This window comes from Micromonospora sp. URMC 107 (assembly GCF_051386315.1).
Taxonomy (GTDB): domain Bacteria; phylum Actinomycetota; class Actinomycetes; order Mycobacteriales; family Micromonosporaceae; genus Micromonospora.
Window position 1 is genome coordinate 24374 of sequence record NZ_JBPQTK010000018.1, and the last position, 17756, is coordinate 42129.

The 17756-nt window shown below is 72.7% G+C and carries 18 protein-coding genes and 1 pseudogene; 8 read left to right on the top strand and 11 right to left on the bottom strand.

The genetic code is table 11. The annotated features are described in order from the left end of the window. Positions 1-10: 10 nt before the first annotated feature. The 9 genes from ACSNN9_RS06650 to ACSNN9_RS06690 all read right to left on the bottom strand — a co-directional run bounded on the left by ACSNN9_RS06650 (position 11) and on the right by ACSNN9_RS06690 (position 9355). The gene (locus ACSNN9_RS06650) at positions 11-1066 is read right to left on the bottom strand and encodes an alcohol dehydrogenase catalytic domain-containing protein (protein WP_436671834.1); all 1056 of its coding nucleotides are present in this window, start codon (positions 1064-1066) and stop codon (positions 11-13) included. Then, positions 1053-1739 (bottom strand): GntR family transcriptional regulator, encoded by a 687-nt coding sequence (locus ACSNN9_RS06655; protein WP_436671836.1) that lies wholly within the window; start codon positions 1737-1739, stop codon positions 1053-1055. The genes ACSNN9_RS06650 and ACSNN9_RS06655 overlap by 14 nt, the downstream gene beginning before the upstream one ends. A gap of 23 nt (positions 1740-1762) precedes the next feature. Continuing rightward, a complete protein-coding gene (locus ACSNN9_RS06660) occupies positions 1763-2674 on the bottom strand; it encodes a 2-deoxy-5-keto-D-gluconate 6-phosphate aldolase domain-containing protein (protein WP_436671838.1) in 912 nt (303 codons plus the stop codon). Then, positions 2671-3672 (bottom strand): alcohol dehydrogenase catalytic domain-containing protein, encoded by a 1002-nt coding sequence (locus ACSNN9_RS06665; protein WP_436671840.1) that lies wholly within the window; start codon positions 3670-3672, stop codon positions 2671-2673. Before ACSNN9_RS06665 ends, ACSNN9_RS06660 begins: the two co-directional genes overlap by 4 nt. Next, positions 3669-4490, bottom strand: a complete 822-nt coding sequence (locus tag ACSNN9_RS06670) for a carbohydrate ABC transporter permease (protein ID WP_436671841.1) — start codon at positions 4488-4490, stop codon at positions 3669-3671. The genes ACSNN9_RS06665 and ACSNN9_RS06670 overlap by 4 nt, the downstream gene beginning before the upstream one ends. After that, complete coding sequence (locus ACSNN9_RS06675) at positions 4487-5350, bottom strand: carbohydrate ABC transporter permease (protein WP_436671844.1); 864 nt, start codon at positions 5348-5350, stop codon at positions 4487-4489. The genes ACSNN9_RS06670 and ACSNN9_RS06675 overlap by 4 nt, the downstream gene beginning before the upstream one ends. Before the next feature lie 94 nt (positions 5351-5444). After that, complete coding sequence (locus ACSNN9_RS06680; protein WP_436671846.1) at positions 5445-6740, bottom strand: ABC transporter substrate-binding protein; 1296 nt, start codon at positions 6738-6740, stop codon at positions 5445-5447. Positions 6741-6767: 27 nt separating this feature from the next. Then, positions 6768-7874 carry a diphosphate--fructose-6-phosphate 1-phosphotransferase gene (locus ACSNN9_RS06685; RefSeq protein ID WP_436671848.1) on the bottom strand — a complete coding sequence of 369 codons (1107 nt, stop codon included), beginning with the start codon at positions 7872-7874 and terminating at the stop codon, positions 6768-6770. A 5-nt stretch (positions 7875-7879) separates the two neighbouring features. Next, positions 7880-9355, bottom strand: a complete 1476-nt coding sequence (locus tag ACSNN9_RS06690) for an aldehyde dehydrogenase family protein (protein ID WP_436671851.1) — start codon at positions 9353-9355, stop codon at positions 7880-7882. 63 nt (positions 9356-9418) lie between these two features. Here ACSNN9_RS06690 and ACSNN9_RS06695 point away from each other — a divergent pair, with 63 nt between their 5' ends. After that, positions 9419-10657, top strand: coding sequence for an RNA-guided endonuclease InsQ/TnpB family protein (locus ACSNN9_RS06695; RefSeq protein ID WP_436671893.1), 1239 nt, complete (start codon positions 9419-9421; stop codon positions 10655-10657). 14 nt (positions 10658-10671) lie between these two features. Here ACSNN9_RS06695 and ACSNN9_RS06700 read toward each other — a convergent pair whose 3' ends face one another. Further along, positions 10672-11880 carry a mandelate racemase/muconate lactonizing enzyme family protein gene (locus ACSNN9_RS06700; protein ID WP_436671853.1) on the bottom strand — a complete coding sequence of 403 codons (1209 nt, stop codon included), beginning with the start codon at positions 11878-11880 and terminating at the stop codon, positions 10672-10674. Positions 11881-12128: 248 nt separating this feature from the next. Further along, positions 12129-12911, bottom strand: coding sequence for a DeoR/GlpR family DNA-binding transcription regulator (locus ACSNN9_RS06705; RefSeq protein ID WP_358086290.1), 783 nt, complete (start codon positions 12909-12911; stop codon positions 12129-12131). A 126-nt stretch (positions 12912-13037) separates the two neighbouring features. On the opposite strand from ACSNN9_RS06705, the gene ACSNN9_RS06710 reads away from it, so the two are divergent. The 7 genes and pseudogenes from ACSNN9_RS06710 to ACSNN9_RS06740 form a co-directional block, all read left to right on the top strand. Then, entirely contained in the window at positions 13038-13913 is an 876-nt protein-coding gene (locus ACSNN9_RS06710; RefSeq protein WP_436671854.1) for a hypothetical protein, read from the top strand. Between the two features lie 2 nt (positions 13914-13915). Continuing rightward, positions 13916-14644, top strand: coding sequence for a TSUP family transporter (locus tag ACSNN9_RS06715; RefSeq protein ID WP_436671855.1), 729 nt, complete (start codon positions 13916-13918; stop codon positions 14642-14644). Further along, positions 14638-15033 (top strand): YidH family protein, encoded by a 396-nt coding sequence (locus ACSNN9_RS06720; RefSeq protein ID WP_436671857.1) that lies wholly within the window; start codon positions 14638-14640, stop codon positions 15031-15033. The genes ACSNN9_RS06715 and ACSNN9_RS06720 overlap by 7 nt, the downstream gene beginning before the upstream one ends. Positions 15034-15125: 92 nt before the next feature. After that, complete coding sequence (locus ACSNN9_RS06725) at positions 15126-15512, top strand: DUF202 domain-containing protein (protein WP_436671858.1); 387 nt, start codon at positions 15126-15128, stop codon at positions 15510-15512. Between the two features lie 85 nt (positions 15513-15597). Then, positions 15598-16218 carry an L-threonylcarbamoyladenylate synthase gene (locus ACSNN9_RS06730; RefSeq protein ID WP_436671860.1) on the top strand — a complete coding sequence of 207 codons (621 nt, stop codon included), beginning with the start codon at positions 15598-15600 and terminating at the stop codon, positions 16216-16218. Positions 16219-16314: 96 nt separating this feature from the next. Next, positions 16315-16518: a hypothetical protein gene (locus tag ACSNN9_RS06735; RefSeq protein WP_436671861.1), complete on the top strand. Its 204-nt coding sequence runs from the start codon at positions 16315-16317 to the stop codon at positions 16516-16518. 277 nt (positions 16519-16795) lie between these two features. Next, positions 16796-17287 (top strand): annotated as a pseudogene (locus ACSNN9_RS06740) (M23 family metallopeptidase); the annotation flags it as partial. Between the last annotated feature and the right edge of the window lie 469 nt (positions 17288-17756).

A 17756-nucleotide genomic window follows, 5' to 3' on the forward strand; every position in this document is an offset into this window, starting at 1 on the left:
ACCCCCGGCGCTACCCGCGGGCGGCGTCGGCCCCGCGCGGGGCGACGAAGACCTTGTCGGCCCGCCCGCCGGCCTGCGCCGCGAGCGCCTGCGAGACCTCCTCCAGCGGAAAGAACGCCGGCCGCAGCCGGTCCAGGCCGAGCGTCGGCAGCATGCCCACCGCACGGTGATGGGTGTACGGGTTGATGACCGCCCCCACGATGGTCAGCTCGCGCGCGAAGACCTCGTTGGGGCGCACCCGCGCCTCCTCGTCCGGCCGGGCGACACCGAAGATCAGGATCCGGCCACCCCGGCTGGCCATGCCGATCGCGGACTCCAGCAGGCGCGCCGAGCCGACGGCGTCGACGACGTACGGGAAGCCGAGGCCGCCGGTCAGGGCCCGGGCCGCCGCCTCGCTGGCCGGGTCGCCCGGGTCGAGGGCGGCGTCGGCCCCCATGCGCAGCGCGAGGTCGCGGCGGTCCGGGCGGGGATCCATCACCACGACGGGGGCGAGCCCGCGGGAGCGGGCCAGCGCCACCATCATCGCGCCCGCCGGGCCGGCGCCGTAGACGAGCACGGGCAGGCCGGAGCGGGGCGCGAGCTGGTCCATGCCGTGGATGCAGCACGCGAGCGGCTCGGTGAGGGCCCCGATCCACGGCGGCGTGGCCGGCGGCAGCCGGTACGCGATCCGCGCCGGCACCACCATGCGCTCGGTCATCCCGCCGTCGAGCCGCACGCCGTAGCCCCGCTTGGCGTCGCAGAGGTGCTCCTGCCCCAGCCGACAGTACGCGCAGGCGGTGCAGTAGTCGTGCGGCTCGACCGTCACCAGGTCGCCGGGCGTGAGCCGGTCGACCCCGGCGCCCACCTCCCGTACCCGCCCGCAGACCTCGTGGCCCAGCACGACCGGCGAGGCCGCGGGGAAGCTGCCGCCGACGATGTGGCTGTCCGTGCCGCAGACCCCGACGGCCAGGGGCTCGATGGTCACCTCACCGGGGCCCGGGGCGCGCGCGGGCAGGCGCTCGACGCGTACGTCGCCCGGACCGTGGCACCGGACGGCGGTGATCGTGCCGGTGTCAGTAAGTGGCACGCAGCAGCTCCTTGAGTCGTCGGATGTGCGCCCGGGCGGCCTCGCCCGCGGCGTCGGGGTCACCCGAGCAGAGCGCCTCGAAGATGGCCTGGTGGTCGGCGACGGCCTGGGCCATGCCTCCGGTGAGGCTGGTCGAACGCATCGCGATCAGCACTCGACTCTGGACACCGTCGAGCATCCGGGTCAGCACGGGACTCTGCGCGGCCTGCCGGATCTCCCGGTGGAACGCGGCGTCGAGTTCGATGTGGCGGGCGAAGTCGCCGTCCGCCGCCACCTGCCGGTGCTCGGTGAGCAGGGCCAGCAGGCGGCGGCGCAGCGCCGGGCTGTACCGCTGCGCGGCCAGCCGGGCCACCGCCCACTCCAGGGCCTCACGGGCCTCGTAGAGACTGACCAGCTCCTCTCCCTCGATGCGGGCGACCACCGCACCGCGGTTGAGGGTCTCGCGCGCCAGCTCGTCCTGCACCAGGCGGATCACCGCGTCGCGCACGGGGCTGCGACTCACCCGGAACTCCTCGGCCAGCGCCGGGACGCTCAGCCGGGTGCCGGGCCGCAGCTCGCCCGAGATGATCCGGTCGCGCAGCGTCCGGTAGAGCAGCTCGCCGACCCGCTCACCGGTCTGGGGATCCGCTTCCTGCGCGGGCGCCGGCAGCGTCGCGGCGGGGGGCCGGGGCATGGAAGGTGGCGTCACTGGCGTCCTCACTCGTGTGGCTCGGGCCCGACCGGCACCGCGGCGAGGAACGCGGCGGCGAATCCGCGATAGTTCGCGGCGACCGCCGCCACCGCCTGAGGGCGGGCCAGGTCCCCGGCGAGCAGCCCGCGCAGCGCGTCCCACCAGATGCTACGCCCGATAGCGAAGCCGGTGAATCCGGCGGCGGCGGCGTCGGCGAGCCACCCCTCGACCCGTGCCGCCGGCGCGTTGGCGCCGAGCAGGATGCACTCGCCGCCGGCCTCGGCCGCGATCCGGGCCGCGGTGCGGTAGTGCTCCCGCCGGTCGAGGTGCTCCAGCTTCCAGACGTCCACCGGCACCTCGTCGAGCAGCTCGGTCATCGCGCGGTGCACCAGGGCGGGCCGCAGTTCCCGCTCGAACCGTCCCGGGTCGCCGCCGACGGCGTCCAGCTGCGCGGGCGTGGGTGGCACGAGCATCTCGAACAGGAAACGGCCACCGGCGTCACGCACCGCCGCGGAGACCTCGGCCAGCCGGGCGCGCTGGACCCGGTTGCCGTCGACGTCGCCCTCGACGTTGTAGCGGACCAGGACCTTGGGCAGCTCGGGCCGGTGGTGCTCCAGGTGGGACTTCAGGTCGGCCGGTTCGGTCTCGTAGATCTCGCAGCCGCCGCGTTCCAGCGGCATGCTCACGGTCACGCCGTTGGCGTGCGCCCGCTCGGCCACGCCGGGGCCGAGCGTCGCGTCGACGAGGATGCCGGCGTGCGCGGCCAGCCCCGGCTCGTCGGCGAGCGCCGCGAGGAGCCCCTCCACCACCATGTGCTTGCCGTCGGCGATCGCCGCGCGTTGGCCGCGCGTGGCGGTGCCGGTGTGGCCGTAGAGCGCCTGGGTGAGCCAGGGACGCTGGTCGACCGCGAGGATGAGCAGGTGCTGCGGCTGGTTCATCGGGGGTCCTCCGACACGATGCAGGGTTTGAAGTAGTCGCCGGCGACGAAGCGGGCGAAGGCGTCGGGCAGTTCGGCGAGGGTCACCGGCACCGTCAACCGGTCCCGCAGCGCGGCGCCATGGCCGCGCAGCAGGTCCCAGTTCGCCTCGACCTCGCTGGTCGGGAAGTAGAAGGAACGCACCGTGTAGCAGTCGGTGCGCCGCCAGCGGGGCGTCGCGGGCATCGTGTAGGGCTCGTCGGACTCGCCGAGGGCGATCACCGCGCCGCCGGGCGCGACCACCCGTTGCGCGGTCTCCCGGGCAGCGGCGGCGCCGCTGACCTCGACCACGAGGTCGTACTGGTTCTCCGCCGCCAGGTCGCCCGCGGCGCGGGCGCCCAGCTCGACGGCGGTGGACAGGCGACCCTCGTGCGGGTCGAAGGCGTCGACCGCGCCGACGCCGAAGGCGCCGGCCACGGCGATGACGCCGAGGCCCAACGGTCCGGCGCCGATGACCAGCGCCCGGTCCACGCCGTCGGGTTGGGTGCGCTGCCACAGCCGCAGGGCGTGCGCGGCGGTGCCGACGGTGTCCAGGCCCAGCACCGCCGTGTCCAGCGGCACGTCGTCGGGCACCGGCAGCAGGCAGCGGGCGGGCACGTCGACGTGCTCGGCGAACCCGCCGTCGCGCTGCCAGCCGATCAGCTCCCGCAGGTGCAGGCACTGGTTGGTGCGCCCGGCGACGCAGCGGCGGCACGTACCGCAGAAGACCGGGATGTAGACGATGCCGCGCGTCCCGACGGGCACGGCGACGTCCGCGCCGACGTCGCTCACGGTGCCGGCGATCTCGTGTCCCGGCACCACGGGCGACCCCGACCGCAGCAGCCGCTTGTCCGAGCCGCAGAGGGCGCAGACGTCGACGCGGACGCGTACCTGCCCGTCCGCGACCGGGCCGAGCGTGGCCCGCTCGAAGTCGATCCGACCGTCGCCCAGGAAGCGGGCACGGACACTGGTGGTCGTCACTTGACGGCACCTCCGGTGATTCCACGCACCAGCCACCGCTGCGCGAAGATCGTCAGCAGCAGGGCCGGCGCTGAGATGAGCGTGCTGGCGGCCATCAGACCGCCGAAGTCGTTCGATCCCTGGCCGATGAAGTTGAAGGCGATGACCGTCAGCGGCAGCGTCCGGTCGTTGGCGAGCGCCAGGGCGAACAGGAAGTAGTTCCAGGAGAAGACGAAGCTGAGCGTCAGTGCCACCGAGACGCCGGGCAGGGCCAGCGGCAGCACCACCAGGCGGAACCGCTGCCAGGTGGAGGCCCCGTCGATGAGCGTGGACTCCTCGATGCTGATCGGGATCTCCTCGAAGAACGGGATCAGCAGCCAGATGCACAGCGGCAGGGTGACGATGAGGTGCGCCACGACGAGCAGGGCGTAGTTGAGCCCGGTGTTCGACGGGGCGTCGATGCGGATGGAGAGCACGAACAGCGGAAGGACGAACAGGACGCCGGGCGCCATCCGGGCGAGCAGGGTGACGAAGCCCAGCGTGTTCAGCTGCCGCCGGACGATCACGTACGCGGCCGGGGCACCCAGCACCAGGCCGAGCAGGGTGGAGCCGCCGGCGACGATGAAGCTGTTGGCGATGTAGCGGCCGAACTCGAACCGCTCGAACAGGTTGGTGAAGTTCTCCAGCGTCAGCGGCGAGGCCACGTCGAACAGGGAACCGGTGATGTCGACGTTGCGCCGCAGCGACGACCAGAGCATGAACAGCACCGGGCCGAAGAAGACCACGGCGAACAGGAAGTACGCGGTGTAGACGCCGACCAGCCGCTTGCCCGCGCTCATTTCGCGGTCCTCCTTCGTACCAGGGTGAAGACGGCGGCGATCAGCACGACGAGCACCAGCAGGGCGATCTGCAGGGTGGCGGCGTAGCTGGGTTCCTGGTCGATGAACGCCTCGTTGTAGCCGTACACGTTGAGGCTGTTCGTCGAGTCGACCGGCCCGCCCTGGGTCATGATGTAGATGGTGTCGAAGAACCGGACCAGGTCGACCGTGCGCAGCAGCATCGCGACGATGAGCACCGGCCGCAGCAGGGGCAGACCGATGTTCCACGCCGTACGCCAGCCGCTGGCCCCGTCGATGGCCGCCGCCTCGAACGGCTCCTCCGGCAGCGACCGGATGCCCGCGGAGATGATCAGCGCCATGAACGGCGTCCACTGCCAGATGTCCACCAGCGCGATCGACCAGGGCGCGATCGACGGGTCGCCGAGCCAGACCACGGGGTCGATCCCGACGACGGCCAGCAGCTCGTTGGCCGCCCCCAGCGACGGATCCATGATCAGCAGCCAGAGCAGGCCGACCGCCACCGACGCGGTGATCGCCGGGATGAGCATCATGCCCTGGAAGACGCGCCGACCCGGCACGTCGAGGCTCATCACGTAGCCGAGCGCGAGGCCCAGCACGGTCTCCACGGCGAGGCACACCACGAAGAGGAAGAGCGTCACCTTCAGGGAGTTGTAGAAGGCCGGGTCGGCGAACATCCGGGCGTAGTTGTCGAACCCGAGGAAGCCCGCGTTCGTACCGTCGGAGAGCCGGTCGGTCACCGACAACCAGACGGTGTACGCGATCGGCAGCAGGACCAGCAGGGCGGTGACCACCGCGGCCGGCACCACGAAGGGCCAGATTCCCCGGGCCGTCGGATGCACCGTCCTCCTCGGCCGGCGCCCCGCCCCCCGCCCCGCGGCGGCGGGGCGGGAGCCGGTCGGGCGTGTCGTCATCGTGTCGGTGCTCATGAGGCTCCTACTCGCGGTTCTTCGCCAGCAGCGGGGTGAGGCCGTCCTGGATCTGCTTGGCCGCTTCCTCGGCGCTCGCCCGGCCGAGGATGACCGTGCCCACCGCGTCGCCGATGACCTTGCGCATCTCGGCGGCCGCGACGCCCACCGGGCCGACCTCGGTGTCACCGTCGGTCTGCGCCTTCGCCAGCACCGTGTTCCACTGCTTGAGCGTCTCGGTGTTGAGGGTGGCGGTGTAGGCGGGGTCCTCGCTGACCGAGGTGCGCGGCGGGGCGATGCCGGACTTGGTCAGCTCCAGCTGGGTCTTCGCGCTGGTGGCCCACTGCACGAACTTCCAGGCGGCGTCCTTGTTCTTCGAGAACGAGGAGACCGCCAGGCCCCAGGAGAGCACGGTGGTCTTCGAGCCGGCGGCGCCGGCCGGGAAGTCGAGGACGCCGATCTTGTCGGCGACCTTGGAGGTCTTGGGGTCGATGATGCTGCTGACCTCGTTGCTCGACTCCAGCTCCATGGCGGCGTTGCCGGCGGCGAAGAGGGCCGAGGACTGGGTGAAGGTGTTGTTGACGACGCCGGGCGGGCCGTAGTCGCGGGCCAGGGTGGCGTAGCGGTTGATCGCCTCGACCGCCTTGGGGTCGTCGAAGTTGGGCGTGCCGTCGGGCTTGGTCCAGCTCACGCCCTGCGAGTGCAGGAACGGCCCGAAGGTGAACGGCAGCGCCGCGGACTGTCCGCGCAACGCGATGGGGGTGACGCTGCCGCCGGACTTCTGCTTGATCGTCGCGGCGGCGGTGGTCAGCTCGTCGAGCGTCTTCGGCGGCGTGACGCCGTACTTGTCGAACAGGTCGGTGCGGTAGTACAGCACCACGCCCTCGACGTTGATCGGCGCCGCGATCAGCTTGTCGTCCACGGTCATGCCGGCCCGCACGGCGGTCGGGAAGTCGTCGACGGCGTAGTCCGCGCCCGCCTTGCTGACGTGCTCGTCGAGCGGCTCGTAGTAGTTGGACTTGGCGAACTGCGGGCCCTCGCGGGAGGGCAGCGTCATGAACACGTCCATCGAGGAGCTGCGCGACTGGAGGTTGAGCTGCACCTTGTCGCGCATCTGCTGCTCGGCGAACGTCTGGACCTTCACCGTGACGCCCGACTCCTTCTCGAAGTCGTCGATCAACGGTTCGATGGCCCGCTGCCAGGGGTGGTTGGACATGATGAGGTTGATCTCGTTGGCGGAGCCGGCGGAGTCCGAGCCGCAGCCGGCGGTGAGGCCGCCGACCAGGGCCAGGGCGAGCGCCGCGCTCAGGTACCTGTGCCGCATGTGCCTGCCTTTCGATGGAGGGGTCACTCAGGCGATGAGAGGGGAGAGCCAGTCGTGGAAGTCGTCGAGGTCGGCGGGATCGGTCGTACGCCACCGCTCGGGCACCGGTCGGGTCAGACCGGCGACCTCGGCCAGCGGCACCGGGTCGTACCCGGCGGTGTAGGGCTCGGTGCCGACGCGGTGCAGGCCGACCATGAGCCCGCTGCGCCCGTCCGCGAGCAGCCGCGCGGCCTGCCGTCCGGCCTCGGCCGCCTCCCGGCGGTCGACGTCGCCGGCCAGGGCGCCCGCCGAGCGCTGCACCATGCCGAGGACCTCGCCGCGGGCGGCGACCCCGAGTTCGGCGGTGACCAGCGCGGCGAGCCGGCGGGACACCCCGCCCAGCAGGATCCGGGTGTGGTTGGCCGCCTCGAAGGGCTCGTCGGTCAGCTCGCGGGCGGCGCCCTCGCTGGTCACCACGAACGCGCGACCGTGCGCGTCGATGGCGTCGGCGACCCGGCGCAGGAAGTCCGCCCGGTCGAACGGCACCTCCGGCAGCAGGACGAGGTGCGGCGCGTGGGCCGGGTCCTCCCGGTGCCACGTCGCGGCCAGCGCCAGCCAGCCCACCGACCGGCCCAGGGTCTCCACGATGCGCACCGGCTCGATCGCCCGCATCGCCGCGTGGTCGCGGGCGAGGTCGGGCACGACCCGGGTCAGGTAGCGCGCGGCGGAGCCGAAGCCGGGGCAGTGGTCGACGCCGACCAGGTCGTTGTCGACGGTCTTGGGGATGCCGGCGGTGCACAGGGGCAACCCGGCCTGCTCGGCGCGTTCGGTGAGGGCCCGCAGCAGCGCCATCGTGCCGTTGCCGCCGATCAGCGCGACCCCGTCGACGCGGTGCGCGGCGAGTGTCGCGACCGCCGCGTCGAGGTCGTCGCCGGTGACCGCCCGGCGGCCGGCGCCGAGCCAGGACCCGCCGCGGCTGGTCCACGCGGGCGGGACGTCGGCGAGGGCGACCGGGGTGAGCCGGCCGTCGACGAGGCCGTCGGGGCCCCCACGCAGGGCGAGGACCTCGTGTCCGTCGGCGCCCTCCAGGAAGCCGCGCAGGCTCGCGTTGACGACGGCGGTCGGCGCGCCGGTCTGGCCGATGAGCAGGCGCATGAGGCTCAGGCCCCCGCCGGCCGGGAGGCGACGCTGAGGTAGGTCTGGAACGCCTCCAGGCCCGGCCGGCCGCCCTCGTAGCCGATGCCCGAGTCGCCGAGTCCGCCGAACGGCACCCACGGCGTGTTCGGTGTGCCCGTGTTGATCCCGACGATGCCGGCGTGCAGCCGGTTGGCCACCGCCCGCGCGGCGTCCAGGTCCGTGCCGCACACGTAGCCGGCGAGCCCGTAGCCCGTGGCGTGGTGCACCGCCAGCGCCTCGTCGAGGTCGTCGTAGACGTGCACCGGCGCGACCGGTCCGAAGATCTCGCCGGTCATGGCGCGGCTGTCCACGGGCGCGTCGAGCAGCACGGTCGGGGTGGCGTAGTGCCCGGCGGCCGGTGCCGCGCCGCCCGGTGCGACGGCACGGGCGCCCTTGGCGACGGCCTCGTCGACCAGGTCGGCCATGCGCGCCGGGTCGCCGGCCGGGGCGAGCGGGCCGATGTCGGTGCCGGGGTCCCGGGGGTCGCCGACGCGCAGGGCGCGGCTGGCCGCGACGAAGGCCTCGACGAAGTCGCCGGCCACCTCCCGGGCGACCAGGATCTGGTTCGCCGCGATGCAGGACTGGCCGTTGTTGCGGTACTTGGCCACCATCAGCGTCTGCGCCGCGGCCTGCGGGTCGGCGTCCGGGAGGACGACGAACGGCGCGCAACCACCGAGCTCCATGACGGTACGCAGGAACCGCGGCGCCGCCTGGGCGGCGACCAGGCGACCGACCCGGGTCGACCCGGTGAACGAGACCGCCCGCACCGCCGGGGCCTCGAGCCACGGGGAGACCACGTCGGCCGGGGTGCCGAGCACGGTGCCGAGCACCCCGTCGGGCAGGTGCCGCTCGCACACCGCGGCGAGCACCATCGACGACAGGGGAGCCAGCTCGGAGGGCTTGAACAGCACGGGGCAGCCGGCGGCGAGCGCCGGGGCGATCTTCCGGGCGGGGATCGAGACCGGGAAGTTCCACGGGGTGAGCACGGCCGCGATCCCGACCGGCCGGGCGGCGACCCGGTGCTCGTGCTGCGGCACCACCGTCAGCCGCTGCTCGTCCTGCCGTTCGACGAGGTCGGCCATGACCCGGAAGTACGTCACGGTCAGCCCCAGCTCGGCGGTGGACTCGGCCAGCCGCTTGCCGGTCTCCCGGGTGATCAGCGCGGCCCAGTCCGCTCGGGTGGCCAGGGCCTCGATGTCGTCGGCGATGGCCCGCAGGGCGGCGGCGCGCCGCGTCACCGGGGTGGCCGCCCAGGCCGGCAGCGCGGCGGTGGCGGCGGTGAGCGCGTCGGCGGCGTCGGCCGGGCCACCCGTGGCGACCTCGGCGAAGGCCGTACCGGTGGACGGGTCGACGACGGGCAGCGCGGGTGCCCGCGTGGCGGCGTCGGGGACCGCCCGGCCGCCGATGCGCACCGCGCTCCGGGTTGCCAGGACCTCGTCGACGATCGGGGAATCGGTCACCAGATCACCGCCAGGATGGCCCATCCTTCAGGGCGGGAAGGAATGGCGAATGCGCTGTCAGCCATGACTGTCCTTTCTGGTAAGACTGGTCCTGTGCGAACGGTGTACAGGTGTCGGGCGTACCCGACGCCGGAGCAGACGGCGGTGCTGAACCGCACGTTCGGGTGTGTACGCGTCGTCTGGAACCGCACCCTCGCTGCCCGCCAGGCCCGCTACCACGCTGAGGGCAAATCGACCTCGTACGCGGAGACGGATCGGGCGCTGACCGAAATGAAGAAGCAGCCCGACCTGACGTTTCTGGGTGAGGTGTCGTCGGTGCCGCTGCAGCAGACCCTGCGGCACCAGCACACCGCCATGACCGCCTTCTTCGCCAAGCGGGCCCGGTATCCGCGGTACAAATCGCGGCACGGCCGCCAGTCCGCGAGTTTCACCCGGTCGGCGTTCCGCCTGCGCGGCGGGAACCTGTCGCTGGGAAAGACACCCGGTGTGCTGCGGTTCGTGTGGTCGTGGCCGAACATCGACCCGGCTGGGTTGGCTCCGACGATGGTGACGGTGTCGCGTGACCCGGACGGCCGCTGGTTCGTGACTCTCGCCGTCGACGTCGACACACCCACCGCACCCGAACCGACGGGCGAGGTGGTGGGCGTGGACCTCGGCCTGACCGATTTCGCGGTGCTGTCCACCGGCGAGCGCATCCCGCATCCGAGGCACATGGAGCGCCGGGAACGGCGGTTGAGGCGCTACCAGCGGATAATGGCCCGCCGACAGAGGGGCTCGGCCAACCGCGCCAAGGCCAAGCAAAGGGTGGCCCGTGCGCATTCGCGGGTACGCGACGCCCGCCGGGATTTCCTGCACCAGCAGTCCACGGCCCTGGTGCGCCGGTTTTCCGCCATCGCCGTGGAGGATCTGGCGGTGGCGAACATGGTCCGCAACCGGTCCCTGGCCAAGGCCATCTCCCGTACCGGCTGGGCCGAGTTCCGCACTCTGCTCGCCTACAAGGCGTACCGCGACGGCCGCGCCCTCGCCGTCGTTGACCGCTGGTATCCATCGAGTAAGACGTGTTCGGCGTGCGGGCATTTGCTCGCCGAGCTTTCTCTCGGCACACGCTATTGGACGTGTCCGAGTTGCGGCACCCGGCATGACCGGGACGTCAACGCCGCCAAGAACATCGCCGTCGCGGCCGGGCTGGTCGAGACGCAAAACGCCTGCGGAGCGGACGTGAGACACGAGGGACCTCCTTCCGTGCGGTCTGCCGTGAACCAGGAACCCCAACCCGTGAGGGTGGGAGTCCCCCGCCTTTAGGCGGGGGGAGGATGTCAAGACTGCTGCTCCTCGTACGGGTCGAGCTGGTCCGGATCGAGGTCGATACCGAGACCGGGGCGGTGGGGCACGGTGACCGTGCCGCGTGCGGTCAGGAACTCGTCGGCGGCCCGGCGCAGCGGGTTAGAACGGACGTCCCACTCGACGAGGGACGTCGCCGCGCTGCTGGCGGCCACCTGCACGGTCGCGGCGGTCGCGATCGCGCCGTTGTACAGATGCGGGTTGACGGTCTTGCCGGCGGCCTCGGCGGCTGCGAGCACCGTCAGGTACTCGCTGATCCCGCCGACCTTGGTCAGGTCCGGTTGCAGGATGGTGACGCCGCTGCCCCGCAGGTACGGGGTGAAGGCCGCGGCGCCGTAGAGGTTCTCGCCGGTGGCCAGGGGCATGCCGGTGCGGGCGCCGAGTTCGTCCAGTTCCTCCGGGCGGTCGCCCGCGAGCGGCTCCTCGACCCAGGCGACACCCAGGTCGGCCAGCGCCGGCAGCATCCGCAGCGCCTCGGGCAGTGACCACGCCTGGTTGGCGTCGGCGAAGATCTGCGTCCGGTCGCCGAGGACGTGTCGTGCGGCGCGGACGTTGGCCAGGTCCCGGTCGCGGCCGAAGCCGACCTTGACCTTCACGGCGGTCAGCCCGAGCGCCGCACACTGTGCGGCGGTCTCCGCGACCCCGTCGGGACCGAGGCTGGAGCCGTAGACGGGCAGCTCGGTGCGGGGGTGCGTGGTGAGCAGCGACGCCAGACTCCGTCCGGCGTGCCGGGCGGCCAGGTCCCACAGCGCGATGTCGACAGCGCTCACCGCCTGGTGGATCGGGCCGGGGGCGCCCCACTGGCGGCCCAGCGGGCCCAGCTTCGCCATCAGCGCCCGTTGCGTCCCGGCGGGGTCGACCGGCCGCGCGCCGAGCAGCAGCGGCGCCACGCCCTCCCTGATCGTGGCGACGCGCTCGCGCCAGGCCCAGGACGGGTAGTTGGCCCAGCTCTCGCCGACGCCGACCGAACCGTCGGCCAGCTCGACCTCGACCAGCACCATCACGCGGTGGGTCAGGGGGGCGAAGGACATCGCGATCTGCTCGGCGGGCCGGGCGCGGAACACCCGGCAGCGCACGTCGGCGACGGGGACGTCGGGCAGCCGCACGGTGTCCACCGGGCGGCCTGCGGGGCCGGCCTGGTCGGCCGCGTCCGGGGCGTGCCGTAGATCTCCGCTGAGTCCCATGAGGCCTCTCTCACACTTGTGAAGAACTGCATGCAGTTCTAGCCGCCGTTCACCGGCCCGTCAAGGGCTGGAAACAAAACTGGGACGACCCGGCGGCGGGCGGGCAGGGCGAAAAAGGACGACGCGCACCGCAACGGGACGCGTCACCGCGCGATGCGGTGGGAGGCGCCCCGGCGTCGAAGCCCGCGCTCGGTGAGGTTGAGGCCGTTGCGGACCGCGCGGCGGGTGGCGGGCCGGGACGGGAAGGGTCAGGCGGTGATGACGCGGATGCCGTTGCGCCGTACGGCCGTCGCGACCGCCTCGGGCAGCGGCGCGTCGACGACCATGCTGTCGATCCGGTCGAGCCCGCAGACCTGCACCGGAGCGGTGGAGGTCAACTTGCTCGCGTCGACCACCAGGACGATCTCGTCGGCGATCTCCATCAGGGCGTGCTTGGCGCTGAGCTCGATCTCCGAGCGCACGTAGACCCCGCGCTCGTCGACCGCGCCGGCACCGAGGAACAGCATCCGGATCCGCAGGCGGCGGGTCAGGTCGAGGGCGGCGAAGCCGACCAGCGCCTGGTTGTCGTGCAGCAGCTCGCCGCCGATCCCGATCACCCGGGCGCGCGGCCGCGACAGCATGTGCCCCAGCACCGGCACCGAGTGCGTGACCACGCACCCCTCGAACTCGGCGGGCAGGGCGTGCGCCACCTCGGCGGCGGTGGTCCCGCTGTCGATGCCGACGGTGTCGCCGGGCTGCACCAGGCGGGCGGCGGCCGCCCCGATGGCCAGTTTCGCCTGGGTGTGGGTCTGGGCCCGGGAGGCGAAGCCGGGACCGGCGACGCCGCCCGGCGGCAGGCTGACCCCGCCGTGCACGAGGGTCACCTCGTGAGACTCCGCGAGCTGACGCAGGTCGCGGCGGACGGTCATCTGCGAGACGCCGAGCTGGGCGCTGAGCTCCGCCACGGAGAGGAAGCCCGCCCGCCGCAGCGCCGCCATGATCTGCGTGCGGCGCCGGGGGGCGCTCTCGTAACGGGACGTCTGCACGCTCACGCCGGGCCCTCCTGCCGGATGTCACCCCACGGGGCTCGGTGGAGAGTTTAGAGCAACCTAGGGATGTTATTTTTCTACCATCCGATGGTAGGTTGCCAACGTCCTTTGGTAAATCTGGGAGGTACCATGACCGTCGCCACCGTGTCGCCCACCGTCCTGGCCCGCCCCTCCGGCGGCTACGCCATGCTCGCCGTCGACCAGCGGGAGGCCCTGCGGGCGATGTTCGCCGCCCACCAGAGCCAGCCGGTCACCGACGCGCAGATCACCGACTTCAAGGTCGCGGCCGCCCGCGCGCTGAGCCCGTACGCCTCGGCGATCCTCGTCGACAAGCAGTTCGGCTGGGACGCCGTCATCGCGCAGGAGGCCGTCGCCCCCGAGTGCGCCCTGATCGCCGCCGCCGACCGCTTCACCGCCAGCGACACCGAGTTCGTCGCCGACGTCGCCATCGACGACGACGTCGACCCCGCCGCCGTACGCGCCCAGGGCGCCAAGGCGCTCAAGCTGCTCGTGCTCTGGCGCCCCGACGAGGACCCCGCCCCCCGGATCGCCCTGGTGACGGACTTCGTGCGGCGGTGCCGCGACAACGGACTCGTCAGCATCATCGAGCCGGTGTCCCGCGCCCCCCGCCAGGGCGGCGCATTCGACCACGACGCCGGCATCCTCGCCGCCGCCAGGGAACTCGGCTCGCGCGGCGCCGACCTCTACAAGGCCGAGGTCCCCACCGCCGGGCAGGGCGCCCCCGCGGAGATCGTCGCCGGCTGCGCCCGGCTGAGCGAGTCCATCGCCGGGCCCTGGGTGGTGCTGTCCTCCGGCGTACCCGCCGAGCTCTTCCCCGACGCCGTCCGCCTCGCCTGCCAGGCCGGCGCGTCGGGCTTCCTCGCGGGCCGGGCCATCTGGGCGTCGGTCGTCGGCAGCCCGACGATGGCCGACGACCTGCGGACCATCTCCGTGGACCGGCTGCGCCGCCTCTGCGACGTGGTTGACGACGCCGTGTCCCGCTGACGGTGGCCCTCCTCGGCGCCGCCCTCGCGGTGGTCGCGGTCGCCCTCGGGGCGGCCATGCAGCGGGTCACCGGGCTCGGCTTCGCGCTGGTCGCGGCGCCGTTCCTGGTCATCATCCTCGGCCCGTTCACCGGGGTCGTGCTGGCGAACCTGCTCTCCGCCGCGATCAACCTCGTCGTCCTGGCCTCGACCTTCCGGGCCCTGCACGGCCGGCTGGCCGTGGAGATGATCGTCGGCGTCGTGGTGGCCGTCCCCCTCGGCGCCTGGGTGGTGGCGTCCCTGCCCGGACCGCTGCTGCTCATCGGCGTCGGCTCGATCACGGCGGTCTCCGTCGCCTGGGTCGCCCGGGGCAACCCGCTGCGGTTCCTGCGCCGCCGAGGCGGGCCGGTGCTCTCGGGCTTCACCTCGGGGTTCTTCAACACCACCGCGGGCACCGGCGGGCCGCCCCTGGCCGTCTACGCGGTGAGCACCGACTGGGGCCAGCGCAGCTTCGTGCCGACCGTGCAGCTCGTCGGCCTGGTGACCAACGTGCTGTCGCTGGCCGCCAAGGGCACGCCGAGGCTGTCCTGGCCCCTGCTGCTGGCCTGTGGCATGGCGATGGCGGTCGGCATCGCCGCAGGTCAGGTCCTGTCCCGCTGGCTGCCGGAGGAGCATGCCCGGCGGTCGGTCATCGGCCTGGCGTTGATCGGCAGCGTCATCGCCGTCGGAAAGGGAGTGACCGCCCTGTGGTAGTCGACACCGACGACACCTTGTCGCGGACGGACCGGCGACGCCGGTGGCCCGGCCGGGTCTTCGACACCGGCGTCGACCCCGACCCCCGGTTCAGCCTCGCGAACGAGCGGACCTTCCTGGCCTGGATCCGCACCTCGCTGGCCCTCTTCGCGGCCGGGATCGCCCTGGAGGCGCTCGCCCTGCCCATCGCGCCCGGGCTGCGCCGGGCGGCGGCCGTCGTCCTGATCGTGCTCGGCGCCGCGGCGCCGGTGCAGGCGTGGCTCGGCTGGCTGCGTACGGAGGCGGCGCTGCGCCTCGGTCGGAGCCTGCCGCCTCCCGCGCTGGCGATGCCGCTCGGCCTGGGCCTGGTCGCGGCGGCCGGGCTGATCCTGCTCGGCCTCGTCCGGTGAGCCGCGCCACCGCGCCCCGCGACGCGCCTCGTCCGGTGAGCCGCGCCACCGCGCCCCGGCATGGGGACCGATCGGCGTCGACAGGGCGCCCCGTGACGCCGCCGCCCCTGGACGGCGACCCTGGCCTGCAACTCGAGCGGACCACGCTGGCCTGGCGGCGCACCGCGGCGGCGTTCCTGGTCGCCGGTGCCGTCGGCGCGCGCCTGCTCACGCCGCTGCTCGGCGGCTGGGCCTATCCGGCCGTGGCGGCGCCGGCGCTCTGCGCGGTCGCGGTCGCCCTCGCCCGGTGCGTCCCGTCGCGCCGCACCATCGGGCGGCGGCCCGCCACGACGGCGCGCGGGAAGCCGGTGCCACCGGGGCCGACGGTCGTCACCCCGGGGGCGGGCTGGATGGCCGGCGTCGCGGCCCTGACCTGCCTCCTCGGCCTCGCCGCGGCGGCGACCGTGCTGACCGCCGCGACGCCGCCGTGGCCCCCGTGATCGTGCGAACCGCGGCGACGCGTCGAGGTGGCCGTACCAGAACTGGGGGAGGCGCGTCGTCCGGGCAACACCTAGTCTCGGGCGTATGGCGAGGTACTACGACGTGCACCCGGACAACCCACAGCCCCGGGTCCTCCGGCAGGTCGTCGACCTGATCCGCGACGGCGGCTTGATCGCCTACCCGACGGACTCGTGCTTCGCGTTCGGCTGCCAGCCGGGCAACCGCTCCGGCCTCGATCGGATCCGGGAGATCCGTCGGCTGGACGAACGGCATCACTTCACTCTGGTGTGCCGTGACTTCGCCCAACTCGGCCAGTTCGTGCACGTCAGCAACTCGGTCTTCCGGATGGTGAAGGCGTGCACCCCGGGCAGCTACACCTTCATCCTGCCGGCGACCCGCGAGGTGCCGCGCCGGCTGTTGCATCCCAGGAAGCGCACGGTGGGCGTACGGGTCCCCAGGCACACGGTCGTCCAGGCGCTGCTGGCCGAACTCGGCGAGCCGTTGGTGTCGAGCACACTGATGCTGCCTGGCGAGGACGAGCCGATGACCCAGGGGTGGGAGATCAAGGAACGGCTGGACCATCTCCTCGACGCGGTGATCGACGCGGGCGACTGTGGAAAGGAGCCGACCACCGTGGTCGACCTGTCGCAACCCGAGCCCGAGATCCTGCGTTACGGGGCCGGAGACCCGGGCTGCTTCGAGTAGCCGCATCGTCGGGGCGACGGTCGTTCGGGCAAATCCTCATCACCACGCACCCGATCCCGACCGGCGGCTGCCGGGGTGTCGGCCCGTCTCCGGCAGGTGAACACGGCTTACCCGTTCGTGCCCGGCGGCGTCACCGCCGCGCTGACCAATTTCGCCGCGCTCACCCAGGTGGCCCAGGACGCGGCCGGGGCCGCACCGCAGCTCCTCACCCCGCCGGCCGGCGCCGGGCTGCTGATCGCCTACGCGCTCGCCGCCGCGCTACTGGCCATCGTCCTGCCCCAGCGTAGGGACGTTGCCTGACCGGGGCGGCCCACGGGGTCCTCCGAAGAGGGCGCATGAGCGGGGGGCCATCGTGCGCCGCGTCCGACGGGGAGCCCGGGCCGCTCCGGGACCGTGACGGTGGCCGCAGGAAAACTGCCGTAGGCCGTTCTTCCCGGGTAGATATTTACATAGATCAAAGCACTGCCTACGATCTCGGTACTGCGCGCATCGAAGGTGTTCTATCCCCGGCCCCCAAGGATGGACCGTGCGATCATTCAGATCCCTCGTCACGCTCGTGGCCGCCCTCGCCACAGCGCTGACCGCCACGCTCTTCGTCGCCTCACCCGCCCAGGCGGCCCCGAACTTCAAGGCGCCGTACCCCTGCGGCCAGCGGTGGACGTACAGCCACCACAGCGCCGAGGTGCGACTTGCCCTCGACTTCGTCCGCGCCGACGGCGGCGGCACCGCCGGCACCCCGGTGCTCGCCTCCGCCCCCGGCACCGCGACCCGCCACTACCAGTCCAGCGGCGCCGGCAACTACATCGTCATCGACCACGGTGGCGGCTGGAAGACCTACTACTTCCACCTCGCCGCGTACTCCGTCGGCAGCGGCGCGTGGGTGAACACGGGACAGCAGATCGGCACCACCGGCAGCACCGGCAACTCCTCCGGCGCGCACATCCACTACGAGCAGCTCTACAACGGCGTCGGCCAGACCATCAGGATCAACGGGGTCTCCCTCGCGCCGTACCCCGGCTCGTACCACCAGAAGTACCTGACCAGCGACAACGGCTGCGGTGGCGGTACCGCCTTCTGGACCTGGGGCTCGGGCGTGCGGGTGCGCGCCGACGCGTACCTCTCCTCCCCGACCGTAACCAGCCTGGCTGGCCCCACCCTCGTCCACGTGCTGTGCCAGAAGCAGGGCGACTGGGTCTCCGCCGAGGGCTACACGAACAACTGGTGGTCCCGGCTGCGGGACCAGAACGGCTACATCACCAACATCTTCATCGACCACCCGGCGTCACAGCTACCTGGCGTCCCCATCTGCTAGCTGCCCTGCCAGAGCGGCTTGTTGAGATCGTCTGACGACACGACGTAGACGGACGTGATGACGAAGGCCTCCGGTTGTGGAGTGGAGCCCTCCAGGGACCGCTCCGGCAACCAGGAGGCCTTCGTGCTTCACGCTGACGCCGCTTGACTCGTCGTGCACGTCCTCGTTCGGTGCGGGCGCAGACGCGGCGTGGGCGAGGAGTCCTGCCTGAGGCGGCCACCTGCGG